General features: G+C 68.5%; 12 protein-coding genes and 1 tRNA gene. 6 read left to right on the top strand and 7 right to left on the bottom strand.

Going from position 1 to position 14,198, the window contains the following annotated elements; translation table 11 throughout:
* Nucleotides 1-5 precede the first annotated feature (5 nt).
* The 5 genes from KLK06_RS09485 to KLK06_RS09465 all read right to left on the bottom strand — a co-directional run bounded on the left by KLK06_RS09485 (nt 6) and on the right by KLK06_RS09465 (nt 8,035).
* Nucleotides 6-1,958, bottom strand: coding sequence for a S8 family serine peptidase (locus KLK06_RS09485; RefSeq protein ID WP_214634980.1), 1,953 nt, complete (start codon nt 1,956-1,958; stop codon nt 6-8).
* A complete protein-coding gene (locus KLK06_RS09480; protein WP_214634979.1) occupies nt 1,955-3,895 on the bottom strand; it encodes a S8 family serine peptidase in 1,941 nt (646 codons plus the stop codon). The genes KLK06_RS09485 and KLK06_RS09480 overlap by 4 nt, the downstream gene beginning before the upstream one ends.
* Nucleotides 3,892-5,871: a S8 family serine peptidase gene (locus KLK06_RS09475; protein ID WP_214634978.1), complete on the bottom strand. Its 1,980-nt coding sequence runs from the start codon at nt 5,869-5,871 to the stop codon at nt 3,892-3,894. Before KLK06_RS09475 ends, KLK06_RS09480 begins: the two co-directional genes overlap by 4 nt.
* A gap of 63 nt (nt 5,872-5,934) precedes the next feature.
* The gene (locus KLK06_RS09470) at nt 5,935-6,441 is read right to left on the bottom strand and encodes a hypothetical protein (protein WP_214634977.1); all 507 of its coding nucleotides are present in this window, start codon (nt 6,439-6,441) and stop codon (nt 5,935-5,937) included.
* A 352-nt stretch (nt 6,442-6,793) separates the two neighbouring features.
* Nucleotides 6,794-8,035, bottom strand: a complete 1,242-nt coding sequence (locus KLK06_RS09465; protein ID WP_214634976.1) for a glycoside hydrolase family 16 protein — start codon at nt 8,033-8,035, stop codon at nt 6,794-6,796.
* Between the two features lie 628 nt (nt 8,036-8,663).
* On the opposite strand from KLK06_RS09465, the gene KLK06_RS09460 reads away from it, so the two are divergent.
* The 6 genes from KLK06_RS09460 to KLK06_RS62995 all read left to right on the top strand — a co-directional run bounded on the left by KLK06_RS09460 (nt 8,664) and on the right by KLK06_RS62995 (nt 13,200).
* Nucleotides 8,664-9,176 (top strand): SigE family RNA polymerase sigma factor, encoded by a 513-nt coding sequence (locus KLK06_RS09460; protein WP_214634975.1) that lies wholly within the window; start codon nt 8,664-8,666, stop codon nt 9,174-9,176.
* Nucleotides 9,173-10,132, top strand: coding sequence for an endolytic transglycosylase MltG (gene mltG / locus KLK06_RS09455; RefSeq protein ID WP_214634974.1), 960 nt, complete (start codon nt 9,173-9,175; stop codon nt 10,130-10,132). Before KLK06_RS09460 ends, mltG begins: the two co-directional genes overlap by 4 nt.
* A gap of 506 nt (nt 10,133-10,638) precedes the next feature.
* The gene (locus KLK06_RS09450; protein WP_250905159.1) at nt 10,639-11,943 is read left to right on the top strand and encodes an ABC transporter ATP-binding protein; all 1,305 of its coding nucleotides are present in this window, start codon (nt 10,639-10,641) and stop codon (nt 11,941-11,943) included.
* Complete coding sequence (locus KLK06_RS59695) at nt 11,925-12,467, top strand: ATP-binding cassette domain-containing protein (protein ID WP_308168177.1); 543 nt, start codon at nt 11,925-11,927, stop codon at nt 12,465-12,467. Before KLK06_RS09450 ends, KLK06_RS59695 begins: the two co-directional genes overlap by 19 nt.
* Nucleotides 12,464-12,961: a S26 family signal peptidase gene (locus KLK06_RS09445; protein ID WP_214634973.1), complete on the top strand. Its 498-nt coding sequence runs from the start codon at nt 12,464-12,466 to the stop codon at nt 12,959-12,961. The genes KLK06_RS59695 and KLK06_RS09445 overlap by 4 nt, the downstream gene beginning before the upstream one ends.
* Nucleotides 12,844-13,200, top strand: a complete 357-nt coding sequence (locus tag KLK06_RS62995) for a tyrosine-type recombinase/integrase (protein ID WP_374197102.1) — start codon at nt 12,844-12,846, stop codon at nt 13,198-13,200. The genes KLK06_RS09445 and KLK06_RS62995 overlap by 118 nt, the downstream gene beginning before the upstream one ends.
* A 76-nt stretch (nt 13,201-13,276) precedes the next feature.
* On the opposite strand, the gene KLK06_RS09435 is transcribed toward KLK06_RS62995, so the two are convergent.
* Both KLK06_RS09435 and KLK06_RS09430 read right to left on the bottom strand, forming a co-directional pair.
* Nucleotides 13,277-13,365: transfer RNA gene (locus KLK06_RS09435), tRNA-Ser, on the bottom strand.
* Between the two features lie 227 nt (nt 13,366-13,592).
* A complete protein-coding gene (locus KLK06_RS09430) occupies nt 13,593-14,156 on the bottom strand; it encodes a YceI family protein (protein ID WP_214634971.1) in 564 nt (187 codons plus the stop codon).
* Between the last annotated feature and the right edge of the window lie 42 nt (nt 14,157-14,198).

Here is a 14,198-nt window from a genome sequence, read left to right as displayed (position 1 = left end):
CCGGTCTAGGTCACGCCGCCGGATATGACCAGCGCGTAGCCCTGGGTTTCCAGGTTCAAATAAGGGCGGAGCCGGATCGTCCATGGACCGACGACGGGGCTCGGCAGGACGACCATCTGGACGTTGTTCGTGATGTCCGGCGGAACGGGCGGGCTGGTCTTCCGTTGCCGGGAGAAACCGCTGGGCACGTCGAAGTCGTTGCCCGCGTAGAGGTTCCCGGCGGGATCCTCGACCTCGAACCTGATCGCCTGCACGGTGGGAAGCACCACGTGCTCGGACGGCGGCCGGTTCGCCCACACGAAGGTGATCTTCAACGGCTCGTTCGGGTCTCTGACGCCGAAGCGGTACGAGCGGGTCTCGGCCAGGCGCAGCCCGGCCCGGCTCGGGATGTCGATCGTGATCAGCGAGCGGGTGCCGGGGCCGTCGAAGACGAGCGTGCGGTCGAGCTGGATGAGCCCCCAGCCCTCGGTGTCGGTCGGATAGCCGGGATGGCCCGTCATGTCGACGGTCGCGTTCAGCAGCACCGCCTTGATCAGCGCCCCTGACGGGCTGAGGACGCGGTTCCCGTCCACCGGTCGGCCCAGGGGGTAGAAGCCCTGCGTGAAGTACTGGCGTACGAGGGCGGCTGCGGCCGACACGTTGGGCGCCGCGAAGCTGGTGCTGCACCGGGTCTGGAGGGCGGTGTCGCAGTACAGGCCCGTGGACGGCGTGGGAGGCAGGACGGAGGTCCTGATGCCGCAGCCGACGGCCAACAGGTCCGGCTTGCGGCGGCCGTCGATCGACGGCCCGTCCACCCCGCTGCCTCGCGACATGTGGTCGGGATGAGCCTTGGCCGCCGCGACGCAGATCGTGTTGAACGCGACGCTGGGGGAGGCATTCTTCGGATTGACGCCCGTGTTCTCACCGGCGGCGACCACCACCTGTTCCTCGCGGGCGATGCAGAACGCGTCCACGTCCCGGGCGGCGATGTCGTAGCGGAGGTTGGTGTTCCAGCTCATGTTGTGGATGGTCGCGCCGACGCCCCTCCCGTCCTCCAGCAGGTCGTGGAGGGTTCGCGTACCCCGATTCCGGTCCGGCGGCGCGAGGAACAGGTTGGCGTCGTTGCCGGCGATCTTCGCGGCCCAGGCGCCGCCGCGGTCCTGGTGCTGCCCGGAGTTGCCCAGCTCGTCCCCGGCGGCGATGCCCGCGACCTTCATGAAGTGGTCGCGGGGTGCGGCGCTCGTCGGATTGAACAGCTCACGCACCTTGCGGTGGCCCGGGCCGGGCTTGTTGGGGGCGGTGTCGGCGAAGAAGCAGTGGTTGAGGTCGAGCGTGCCCCGCTCGATGATCTGGATCACCTGGTTCTCGCCATGCAGCTCGTGGGCCCAGATCGTGCCCCGTGCCGGGTCGCCGGACTGGGTCGTCTGGGCGGAGGGCACGTCCGCGTCCACGATCGTGGGCACCGGTTCGATCCACGTGATGTCCTCGACCGCCGCGACCTGGGCGAGCTTGGTCGCGACGTCGAGGGTGAGGCGCAGGCGCAACCGGCCGCCGAACGCCCGGGCGTCGCTCGTCGCGACGTCGCGTGCGCCGAGCGTCGTCAGCGCCGCGGTGACGGCGGTGGCGTCGGAGTCGTCGAACAGCACCGCTGTCAGGTCGAGCGGCCCGGTGGCCGGGATGTCCGGGGCGAGTTTCGACGCCTGCGGGAACGGCGTGACCGCCCTGACCAGGAAGTCCGCGCGTACGCGGCCAGCGGTCGCGGCGTCCAGCCGTTCGAGATAGGCCAGGTTCGGAATGAACCGGTCCAGCCGCAGCCCGTACGCCACCTTGAGACGGGCGATGTCCGGCCCGCTCAGCAACGCCGCGAACTGCACGACCGTCGCCTGCGGTCCGGCCGCCGCGACGGCGGGCTCGACCTGCGCGGGGTCGAACGGCTCCGGCCCCACCAGCAGCCGGAAGTCCTGTCCCTCACTCCTCATCGCACACCCCCCGTGATCACCAGCGCGAAGCCCTGCGGCGCCCGCGTGAGCACGGGGCGGAGCCGGATCGTCCAGGCGCCGGGAGCGGGGTTGTTCACGACGACCATCTGGACGTTGTTGGCGATGTCGGGCGGCGCTTTCGGGGGCGCCGCCAGCTTCCGCGAGACGCCGTTGGGCACGTCGAAGTCGTTGCCCATGTAGAAGCCCCCGGCGGGGTCCTCCACCTCGAACCGGATGGGGTCCGGGGTGAACGGCGCCACCTCGGTCATCGCCTGGCTCGTCCAGACGAAGGTGATCTTCAACTGCTCGCCCGCGTTGTCGACGGTGAAGCCGTACGAGCGGGTCGTGGACGTCCCCAGGGCGGCGGCGCGCCGGACGTCGTGCACGATCAGCTTGCGCGTGCCGTTCTCGAAGAACAGGGCCCGGTCGAGCTGGATGAGCCCCCAGCCCTCGATGTCGCTCGGATAGCCGGGGTGGCCGGTCATGTCGACGGTCGCGTTCAGCAGCACCGCCTTGATCAGCGCGCCTGACGGCTGCTTGACGACCTTGTCCTGCTCGGGCTTGCCGTTCGGGTAGAAGCCCTGCGTGAAGTACTGGCGTACGAGGGCGGCGGCGGCCGACGCGTTCGGCGTCGCGAAGCTGGTGCCGCACGCCTGGAGGGCGGTGTCGCAGTACAGGCCCTGGGACGGCGCGGGCGGCAGGACGGAGGTCCTGATGCCGCAGCCGACGGCCATCAGGTCCGGCTTGCGGCGGCTGTCGAACGACGGCCCGTCCACGCCGCTGCCCCGCGACATGTGGCCGGGGTGGGCCCTGGCCGCCGCGACGCAGATCGCGTTGAGCGCGATGCCGGGCGGCAGGTTCTTCGCGTTCGGCCGCGTGTTCGGCCCGCCGGCGACCACCACCTGCTCCTCGCGGGCGAAACAGAACGCGTCCACGTCCCGGGCAGTGGACTCGTAGCGGACGGTGATGGCGTTGACCCAACTGAAGTTGTGGACGGTCGCGCCGACGCCCCTCCCGTCCTCCAGGAACTGGTGGACGCTGCGGTGATTCGGGCCCAGGTCGCGCAGCGCGGCGCTGTCGTTGCCGACGATCTTCGCGGCCCAGGCGCCGCCGCGGTCCTGGTGCTGGCCGGAGTTGCCGATCTCGTCGCCGGCGGCGATGCCCGCGACCTTCATGAAGTGGCTGTCGAGCGCGGTGTTGGCCCTTTTGAACAGCGCGCGTACCTTGCGATGACCCGGGCCTGGCCTGTTCGGGGCGGCATCGGCGAAGAAGCAGTGGTTGAGGTCGAGCGTGCCCTCTTCGATGATCTGGATCACCTGGTCCTCGCCGTGCAGGTGCCGATCCCACACGGTGCCCCGGGCCGGGTCGCCGGACTGGAGCGTCTGGGCGGACGGCACGTCCTGGTTCTCGACCGCGGGCGCCGGTTCGAGCCACGTGACGTCGTCCAGCGCCGCGACCTGGGCGAGCCTGGTCGCGTCGTCGAGCCCGAAGACCAGGCGCAGCCTGCCGCCGAACTCGCGGGCGTCGCTCGTCGCGACGTCGCGCGCGCCGAGTGCGGTCAACGCCGCTGTGACGGCGGTGGCATCGGAGTCGTCGAACAGCACCGCTGTCAGGTTGAGCGGCCCGGTGGCCGGGATGTCGGGCGAGAGCTTGGACGCCTGCGGGAACGGGGTGACCGCCCGGACCAGAAAGTCCGCGCGCACCCGGTCGGCCGTCGCCGCGTCCAGCCGTTCGAGGTAGGCCAGATTCGGGACGAACCGGTCCAGCCGCAGCCCGTACGCCGCCTGGAGCCGGGCGATGTCCGGCCCGCTCAGCGACGCCGCGAACTGCACGACCGTCGCCCGCGCCCCAGCCGCCGCGCTCTCCTGTACGAGCTCCACGGGATCGAACGGCTCCGGCCCCACCATCAGCCGGAAGTCGGGACTCCGGCCCGTCATAGCTCGTCCACGAGGACGTCACCGGAGACCACGAGCGCGTAGCGCTGTTTCTCCCGGTGCCCGGACTGGCGCAGCCTGATCCTCCAGGTCCCTGGAGTGGGCTGTTGCACGATGACCATCTGGACGTTGTTGATCGCGTCCGGCGGGTTGGCCGGGGCCGTCGCCAGCTTCCGCGAGACCCCGGCGATCCCGTCGAAGTCGTTGCCCATGTAAAAGTTGCCTTGGGAGTCCTCCACCTCGAACCTGATGGCGTCCACCCGGGGATGCGGCATGTTCTGGTCGGACGACGGCCGGTTGACCCACACCAGGGTGATCTTCAGCGGCTCCGTGCCGCTGTTGACGAAGAACTGGGACGTACGCGTCTCGTCCATCCGCAGGCCGGCGCTCTTCGGGACGTCCTTGACGATCAGCCTGCGGGTGGAGGAGTCCTTGAAGAACAGCGTCCGGTCGAGCTGGATGATCCCCCAGCCCGTGATGTCGTTCGGGTAGCCGGGATGATCGGTCATGCGGACGGTCGAGTTGAGCAGCACCGCCTTGATCAGCGCTCCTGACGGCTGCTTGATGACCTTGTCTGGCCGCGGTTCGCCGGCCGGGTAGAAGCCCCTCTGGAAGTACTGGCGCACCAGCGCGGCCGCGGCCGACGTGTTCGCCGTCGCGGCGCTGCAGCCGCACGCGATCGTTTCCACGTCGCAGAACGGGCCTTTGGGAGGGGGCGTAGGGATCGTCGAGGTGGTGATGCCGCAGCCGACCGCCATGAGGTCCGGCTTGCGGCGGCCGTCGGGCGTCGGACCGTTCACCCCGTTGCCCCGCGACATGTGGTCGGGGAAGGCTTTCGTGGCCGCGACGCAGAGCGTGTTGAACGCGATCCCGGGCGGCAGGTTCTCCGGCCCCTGCTCCACGTTCTGGCCGGCCGCGACCAGCAACTGCTCCTCGTGGTCGAAGCTGAACCTGTCCGCGTCCTGGGCGATCACGTCGTAGGCCGCCACCTTGCCGGTCGCCCAGCTCAGGTTGTGGACGCGCGCACCTTCGTCGCTCGACGCCTTCAGCAGGGTCTCGAGGCTGAAGACCATGAAACCCGTACTGATCTTCTCTCGCTTCAGGTCCCCGAGGCTGCGGGTGACGAGCTTGGCGGCCCACGCACCGCCACGGTTCGGGTGATTGCCGGAGAAGCCGAGCTGGTCACCGGCGATGATGCCGGCCATCCACATGAAGTGGGTGCCGACGACGCCTTCGTTGAACGCCCGGACCACCTTGCGATGGTTCGGACCGGGCTTGTTCGGCGGGTTGTCGGCGAAGAAGCAGTGATCCAGGTCGACGCCGCCCTGGTCGATCATCCCGATCACCTGGTCCTCGCCGTGCAGGTTGTGGATCCAAACCGGGCCGCTGGACGGGTCGCCCGACTGGATCACCCGTGCCGCCCCGGCGTCCATGAGGGTGAACTCGGGCTCGGGCTCGATCCAGATGACGTCGTCGATCGCCGCGGCCTGGGCGACCCTGGACGGATCGTCGAGCGTGAGGTGCAACCGCAACCGCCCGCCGCTCTCCCGGTCGTCGGTCGTGGCGATGTCACGCGCGCCGATCGCGGTCAGCGCGGCCGTGACGGCGGCGGGGTCCGAGTCCTCGAACAGCACCATCGTCAGGTCGAGCGGCCCGGTGGCGGGGATCGTGGGGGCGAGCTTCGACGCCTGCGGGAATGGGGTGACCGCCCTGACCAGGAAGTCCGCGCGTACGCGGTCGGCGGTCGCGGTGTCCAGGCGTTCCAGGTAGGCCAGGTTCGGGATGAACTTGTCCAGGCGGAGGCCGTACGACGCCTTGAGACGGGCGATGTCCGGCTCGCTCGGCAACGCCGCGAACTGCACGACCGTCGCCTGCTGCCCCGCCGCCATGACGGACGGCCGTGCCTCCACCGGATCGAACGGCTCCGGCGCCACCATCAACCGGAAGTCCCGCGACCCCCGGACGGGCTCACCCGTCATCGACTACCCCCTCATAGGCTGCGGATCGGCCTCAGGGGTTTTCCAGAGGCAGGGCCGCCTTTCCTAGAAGGCGTTCCATCGAGTTCCAACATCGTTCCTTCTCCCGCCTGGGGCCGCCGACGTGGGGAAACGTGGAATCGGCTCAGCGGGGCGGCGCGGGATGGGGACGGGCTGGCCGCGGCGCGCGGCCTCGTACTCCAGACGGGGTTTCAGCACGCGGGCATGACCCGCCAGCTCGCGGAGCGACTGGATCGGGCCGCCGCTCACGCTGAAGTCCGGCAGCGCGATCCACCCGCACGTGCACACCGTCGGCGACCGGCGTGGCGTCTCCTCCTGGCCGCTCATGTCATGGGTGTGGGTGCGGAAGGTCAGGCAGACCTGCCCGGAGGCCGCGGCGCCGAGCGGGCCGGTCCGTACGACGAAGCCGTCGGCGTCGGTGCTGGTCAGAACCGGGGCGCCCATGCGGCGCGCCGCCTCCCACCGCTTCGGCTCGGCGTCCTGTTCGTCCGGCCACCACCACATCCGCAGCGGTGTGACCTCGATCCAGATCCTGGTCAGGTACCAGGCCATGCGCCGCATCAGGAACCACGGCCTGCGGGAGAAGGCCTCCGGGAGCTTGGCCGCGGCTGAATGTAGTACTCGGCCCTCGGTAGAAGCGGCATGCTCCCGAGAGAGCGCGTTCTCATTATCAGCGACATTCCACCAAAACAAGGGTGGCGATATTCACCGTCGCCGCGATCCCACCTGCTGCTCGTTCCGGGACCCGTTGTCGTGTACTCCGCCGCGCCGGCCGGCGCGGCTCGCACCGCGCCGGCCGGCGTCTCGACATCGCTCTAGGCCTGGGCCAGGGCCTCGGTGTGGTGGCCGCCTTTGCGGAGACGGCGACCCTCGACAGGAAGGTGATGTTGGCAGGATGCGCGTGTCAGGCGCGTGTCCACCGCTGGTTGGTGCCGCCGGAGCAGTCCCAGATCTGCAGCCGGGTGCCGTTGGCCGAGCTGGCGCCGGTCGCGTCGAGGCACTTGTTGGCCTGAGGATTGACTATCTGGCCGGTGCTGGAGTTGTAGGTCCATCCTTGAGCACCGCTGCCATTGCAGTCGTAGAGCTGCACCTGTGCGCCATTGGCCGTGGAGCCGCCGCTGACGTCCATGCACTTGCCGAGCGCGCGGACCGAGCCGTCGCTGTTCCACGTCCAGCTCTGGGCGGCGGTGGAGTTGCAGTCGTAGAGCTGGATGGCGGTGCCGTTGGCGGTGCCGGCACTTGCCACGTCGATGCACTTGCCGCCGATGCCGGTGATCTGGCCACCGGAGCCGCCGGTGGGCGGGGCATAAACGCGGACGTAGTCGACGGTCAGGGTCTGCGGGAAGGTAGTGGAGCTGTCAGGGTAGCCGGGCCAGTACCCGCCGACCGCCACGTTCATGATCATGAAGAACGGGTGGTCGAAGACCCAGCGGTTGCCGTTGAGGCTGGCCGGCGTCCGGCGCTGGTATTCGATGCCGTCGACGTACCAGATGATCAGGTTCGGGGACCAGTCGACGGAGAAGGTGTGGAACGCGTCGGCGAACGCGCCGGCGATCGAGTAGGGGGCGCCGATGCCGGCGGCGCCGGAGTAGCCGGGGCCGTGGATGGTGCCGTGAACGGTGCTGGGTTCGCGGCCGATGTTCTCCATGATGTCGAGCTCGCCGCTGTTGGGCCAGCCGACCGACCCGATGTCGTTGCCGAGCATCCAGAACGCGGGCCAGATGCCCTGGCCGCGGGGCAGTTTCATGCGCGCCTCGAACCGCCCGTAGGCCCGGGTGAAGGTGGCGGAGGTGAGCAGGCGGGCGGAGGTGTACTGGCAGGTGCCGTAGTGGCACTGGTAGTTGGACGGGTTCTCCCGGCGGGCGGTGATCGCCAGGTTGCCGGCGCCGTCCATGGCGGCGTTACGGGTGCTGTTGGTGTAGTACTGCTGCTCGTTGTTGCCCCAGCCGCTGCCGCCGATGTCGAAGCGCCACTTCGACTGGTCGACGGCGCTGCCGGCGGATCCGTTGAACTCATCGGACCAGACCAGCGGGCCGGGGGCGGGGGCGGCGTTGGCGGTGCCGGTCATCGGGACGAGCATCCCGATGACGGTGGCGAGAGCGGCACCGATGGCGAGCAACGTTCTGGAACGGGGGGTGCGGTCCATACGAGTTACCTCACCGGATTCACGGATGTGACTTTACCGAAACCTTCCAGCAATATCAGTTACCGTGTCAAGAGAGCGCTCTCTAGAAATAAGTGCGATATAAGGCGGCGATTAGCGCGGCGCAAGGCGTCGGGCGTCAGGCCTCGGCCGGCTGCCGTCGCATGGGGAGCCTCCCGTGTTCGGCCACACCTGCCGCGACAGCGGCCGGCTGGTGAGTGACTCCAGCGGCGGGGCCAGGACTGGGCTTGCGGGCATCCCCGGCACAGGGTCATCTCCACCGACAGGGAGATCACCACTCCGAGGCGGCCCGGGGGGTCGGTCTGCCTACGGTCTGGTGGTGTCCTGGGACGCGGAACATGCCCAGTCGGAATCGCGCCCGGCCCTGAGCGGAGATCAGCCACCATCAGGCGATCGGGAGGGCGGCACCGATCCAGAACCGCGTCCTCGTCGAGAACTCACCCCGTGCCCTTCGCCCTTTAAACGGCCGTTTCAGGCTGAGGCCCGCAAGTGGCGGAGGTAGATGATGAAGGTCAGGGCATGCAGTCTTTGATGCAGATCAGTTCGGACATGCTGGCATAGATCATCGCCCCCACCGCGTCCTTGCTTGGTGACATCGCGAGGAGGACGGGTGGATCCAGGATTTGAGGCGGACTTCCAGGAGTTCGTCATCAATCGATCAGGGGCGCTGTTCCGTACCGCGTACCTACTGACCGGTGACCGACACGCCGCTGAGGACTTGATACAGACGGCGCTGGCGAAGACCGCCGCGAAGTGGCGCGGCCTGCGCGACACCGTGGCCATCGAGGGCTATGTCCGCCGCGTCATGTACCACGAGCAGGTGAGCTGGTGGCGGCGCCGTTCCCGCATCGCGGAAGTGTCCACTGGATGGCTGCCCGAACAGATCGGCGATGGGCACGCCGAGATGGTGGATCTTCGCCTGGTGATGCGCGCGGCTCTTGCCCGGCTGACATCCCGGCAGCGGACCATGCTCGTGCTGCGCTACTTCGAAGACCTGTCCGAGACCGAGATCGCGCGGCTGCTCGGTGTCAGGGTGGGGTCGGTGCGCAGCCAGATTTACCGGTCGTTGGAGCGTCTGAAGAAGGCCGCACCTGAACTGAGCACCGTGAGGGAGTTCGGATGAACATCGAGGATCTGCTGCGCGAGACCCTTTCCGACATGGCCCATGAGGAGCAGCCACCCCCACCGGGCCGGTTCCTCCAGGTCAACCGGAGTCGATCTCGTCGGCGCAGCCTCGCCCTGGCGGCAGCGGCGGCCGTGACCGTGATGGCGGTCGGATCCACGCTCGTGGTCCAGGGACTGTCTTCTCGGGTGCCGGTCTCCAAGGACGTCGCCGAGCAGGGCCCTGGCGAGGCACTTGTGGAGACCAAACAGGGACAGACCACCCTGACCGTGAGAGAAGGACTACGGCTCTCACAGATCTTGGAGCAGTTGTCGACCGCCACCGGCAGACCGCTGGTGGAGTTCAAGCGGGCCGCCAAGGACGGCAGGGCGCTTGGCCTTCCGGCCTACGCGAAGGGCGCGCTGGAAGGATTCGCCTTCTCCGGAACCTATGAGGTCTCGCCCACGTCGAGCCCCGACGAGATCCTCGCCGCGATGGTGACACGCTTCAATCGCGCCGCCGAGGACAGCAATCTGGTGGACGGTGCCAGGCGTGTCGGCCGTACGCCACTGGAGATCCTGACCATCGCCAGCATCGTCCAGGCCGAGTCGACCAACAAGCGCGACATGCCCAAGATCGCGCGGGTTATCTACAACCGGCTAAACCACACGCCCGAGATGAGGCTGAGAATGGACAGCACGCTCATGTACGGCCTGAACAAGTTCGGCATCAGGGCCTCGAACGAGGATCTCAAGAGCCGGTCGCGGTACAACACCTTTGCGCGCCTCGGCCTGCCGCCTGGTCCCATCTGTAACCCGGGCGCCGACGCCATCGAGGCTGCCCTGAAGCCGGACGCTGGGCCCTGGCTGTACTTCGTGACGACCGATCCGGAGAAGAGCGTCACGAAGTTCGCCGACTCCGAATCCGGGTTCTTGAAGCTGGTCGAGGAATACAACAAGAACCGCAGGACCGGGTAATGGAGCGGCGCGCCGCAGTCCTCGGTTCACTGATGGGGAACGCTCCCTTTCCTCGTACCTCCATCGGGTCGCGACGACGCTCGGTCTGCGCGGCTGCCGCTGCATCCGTCGCGTCGCCAACGTCGTTCAGGGCGGCGTGGCTCGGTGCGGCGGGTTGCATGGGGGTGGCGGGTGCTGGGTGCGGCGCGCGGCCCTGAGTCCCGTGGGGAGCTGGGCGCGCAGCTCGGAGCAGCGCCATCCCGATCGGTCCAATATGGACCAGCATGCCGGGTCGGTCTCTCTCGAACGGCATGGGACAGCGGTGACCTTCAACCCAAACCGCAACCCCGGTGTATCACGGCCAACGGCCCCGGAGCGGTCCAATCAGTGCAGGTGATCGACAGGTCCGACGGTGGCGGGAACCGCCACCGGATACGTGATCGTCTTCGCGCTCTACCTGCTCGGCTCCGATCACCGCGTCATCGCCACGGGCGGACGCCTGGAGGACCTCTCCGTCGCATCACGGCATGAGCGACCCGGGTACGAGCCGACGGGCCGGGATCCGGGGCTTGGCCACGGCCGCCGTGGAGGCCATGTCGCTGACCTGGCGGTCGGCACCAGGAGGGGTCACCGGCTACGTCTTTCTGACGCTCGCCGAAGCGGCGGCCCCGATCGCCACCGTATGGCTGACCAAATCGGTCATCGACCGGCTGACGACTCCCGACGGCGCGGTCGCGGGCCTCGCGCTCGGGCTGGCCGCGGCCGGTCTGGCCGCCGCCGCGCTCCCGGGGATCGGCCGCTATCTGCGCGCCCAGACCGGGCGCCTCGCGCGAGCCGAAGCGATCGACCGGCTGTTCGCGGCGGCCGAGCGGCAGGTCGGCCTGCGGCGTTTCGAGGATCCGGTGTTCCCCGACCGGCTGCGCCTCGCGCAGGAGGGCGCGGGGACCACTGGCGACCTCGTCAGCGGAGTCTGCGGAAGCCTGACCGGAGTCCTGTCCCTCATCGGCTTCGTGGGCTCCCTTCTGATCCTCAGCCCCGCCATGACCGCCCTGGTACTGCTGGCCGCCGTCCCAGCACTCGTCGCCGAACTGCTGCTGTCGCGGAGGCGGGCCACCAAGCAGTGGGACCTCGAGCAGATCCACCGCCGCGAGTTCTTCTACAGCCGGCTGCTCACCGGTGTCCAGGCCGCTACGGAGATCCGGTTGTTCGGCATCGGCGCGTTCCTTCGTGTACGAATGATGGCCGAGCGGCGCAGGGCCGACACCGCCGAAATTCGGATGGACCGCCGGGAACTGGTCACTCAGGGCGGCCTGACCACGCTGAGCGCGGCGGTCGCGGGTGCCGGTCTGTGGTGGGCGATCACGTCCGCCCGCCAGGGCTCCCTCAGCGTCGGCGACGTCGCCATGTTCGTGGCGGCCGTCGGCGGGGTGCAGACAGCGCTCAACACACTCGTCTCCTCGATGGCGTCCGTCCACGCGCGGCTCCTCACCTTCTCGCACTACGTCGCGGTGATCAGGGCCGAGCCCGACCTGGCGAGCGTCGATGAGGGTACGGCCCCCGCGCTGCGCCGGGGCATCGAACTGCGGGACGTCTGGTTCCGCTACAGCGACGACCATCCATGGGTGCTGCGCGGGGTCGATCTGACGATTCCGCACGGTCGTTCGGTCGCCCTCGTGGGGTTGAACGGCGCCGGTAAGAGCACCCTTATCAGGTTGCTGTGCAGGATGTACGACCCGACGCGCGGCCGGATCCTGTGGGACGGTGTGGATCTGCGGGACATCCGCCCGCTGATCTTCGCGATCGAATCAGTGCCGTGTTCCAGGACCACATGAACTACGACATGTCCGCCGCCGAGAACATCGGACTCGGCGACCTGCCCGCCCTGGACGACCCGGCCCGGATCAAGGAGGCGGGCGTCCGCGCGGGAGTGCACGAGACGCTCTCGGGGCTGCCGCGAGGCTACGACACGCTGCTCACCCGTATCTTCTTCTCCGAGGCCGATAAGGGCGATCCGGAGACGGGAGTGGTCCTGTCCGGCGGACAGTGGCAACGCCTCGCGCTGGCCAGAGCCCTCGTCCGCGACGGCAGAGACCTGATGATCCTCGACGAGCCCAGCTCTGGCCTGGATCCGGAGGCCGAGCACGAGGTCCACACCAGCATCCGGGAGCATCGGGCCGGTCGCACGAGCCTGCTGATCTCCCACCGGCTCAGCGCCGTACGGGATGCCGACCTCATCGCCGTGCTCCACGACGGGCGGATCGCCGAACAGGGACCGCATGAGGCACTGTTCGCCGCGGACGGACACTACGCCCGCCTGTTCCGGCTCCAGGCCTCGGGATACCAGGAGGTGCGATGAAGGCCGGCAATCTGCTCCTGCCGGCACTCGGCTTGCTGACGTTGGGAATGTCGCTGTGGTGGATCCGTCGGCGGTACCTGGTCGCCACTGTCAGCGGGCCCAGTATGGAGCCCACCCTGCGTTCCGGAGACAGACTGCTCGTTCGCAGGACGAGGCGAGTCCGCGCCGGCCAGATCGTGGTCGTCAGGATCCCGAATCCTCCACCGCTGGACGGTCTGCCGCCGGGCATCGAACCCGGCGACGAGGACAAGGTGCCGGAGAGATCGGATCCTGGCTGGCACTTGCTCGTCAAGCGGGCGGTCGCGGTGGCCGGCGAACCTGTGCCGAGACAGACCTTCCCGGCGCTCCGCGACGTGCCCGAGACCGTCGTGCCCCCTTGCGCCCTGGTCGTGCTGGGCGACAACCCGGACACCAGTTGGGATTCCCGGGACTTCGGCTTCGTGCGGGGCGACCAGTTCGTCGGCGTCATGATGCGCCGCCTGCCATCGCGTTGACCGCCTGCGGCTCCGTCCACGATCGCCGGCAGCAGCGCCCGGCTGCACGGCTGTGCCGATCCACACGCAGAGTCCACGACGCGACCCTGTTTATCGAGCAAGGCGTACACATCCGAGTAGTCCAAGAGATCCTCGGCCACACCCGCGTGACCACCACAGAGCGCTACACCCACGTAGCAACGACGCAGATGAGAGACGCCAGCGACCGCATGGACGAGGCGCTCTGGGGCCCTGGCTAGAAGCCAACTGCAACCCTGAACCCCACAGAGATCGAAAAAGGCCCTTCCACAGAATCTGGGAAGGGCCCTCGACGTGCGGAGGATCGGGGATTTGAACCCCGGATGGTGTTGCCACCAAACCGCATTAGCAGTGCGGCGCCATAGACCTGACTAGGCGAATCCTCCTGGTAGCCACGCGGCTCAGGACAGCGTACCGGCCTTCTGCCAAGGCAGCAAAGCGGTTGCCCATCCCGGCCTGTCCAAAGGTTATCCACTGCCTGTGCATAACTCCCTGTGGACAACGCGGCAGACAGCAAGCCCGCCCCAAAGCGTACAGGGACGGGCTCAGTGCGGAGGTCCGGCGCAAGGACCCGCTGAGCGGGTCCGGTGCGCGGAGCTCGAGGTCGAAGGGGTTACGCGGCCGGGTTGGCCTCGCCCTCGATCTCGATCTTGACCTTCTTGCCCACCAGGACGCCGCCCGTCTCCAGGGCCTGGTTCCAGGTCAGACCGAACTCCTCGCGGTCGATCTCGGTGGTGATGGAGAAGCCCCATACTGCCTGGCCCCACGGGTTCGTGCCGGCGCCGCCGTACTCGACCGTGAGTTCGACCGGCTGGGTGACGTCGCGGATGGTCAGGTCGCCGACGACGGTGAACTCGTCGCCCGAGTGGCTCACCACGCGGGTGCTCTTGAAGGTGAGCGCCGGGTACTTCTCGGCCGACAGGAAGTCGTCGCTGCGCAGGTGGCCGTCACGGTCGGCGACGCCGGTGGTGAGGCTCTCGGTCTTGATCGTGAGCTCGGCGGACGACTCGAGCGGGTTCTCGGCGATGGTCACGGAGCCGGTGAAGTCGCCGAAGCTGCCGCGCACCTTGCTGACCATCATGTGCTTGACGACGAAACCGATGCGGGTGTGGGCGACGTCCAGGTTGTAGGTGCCGGCGGCGGGGACGGTCAGGCCTTCCCAGGTGCGGGTGGTCATGGGGTTCTCCTCAGGATGGGCTAGGTGCTTGCTGTGCGGATG

This window comes from Nonomuraea sp. NEAU-A123 (assembly GCF_018603905.1).
In the GTDB taxonomy this organism is placed as follows: Bacteria; Actinomycetota; Actinomycetes; order Streptosporangiales; family Streptosporangiaceae; genus Nonomuraea.
This window is presented reverse-complemented; position numbering and strand designations above follow the sequence as displayed.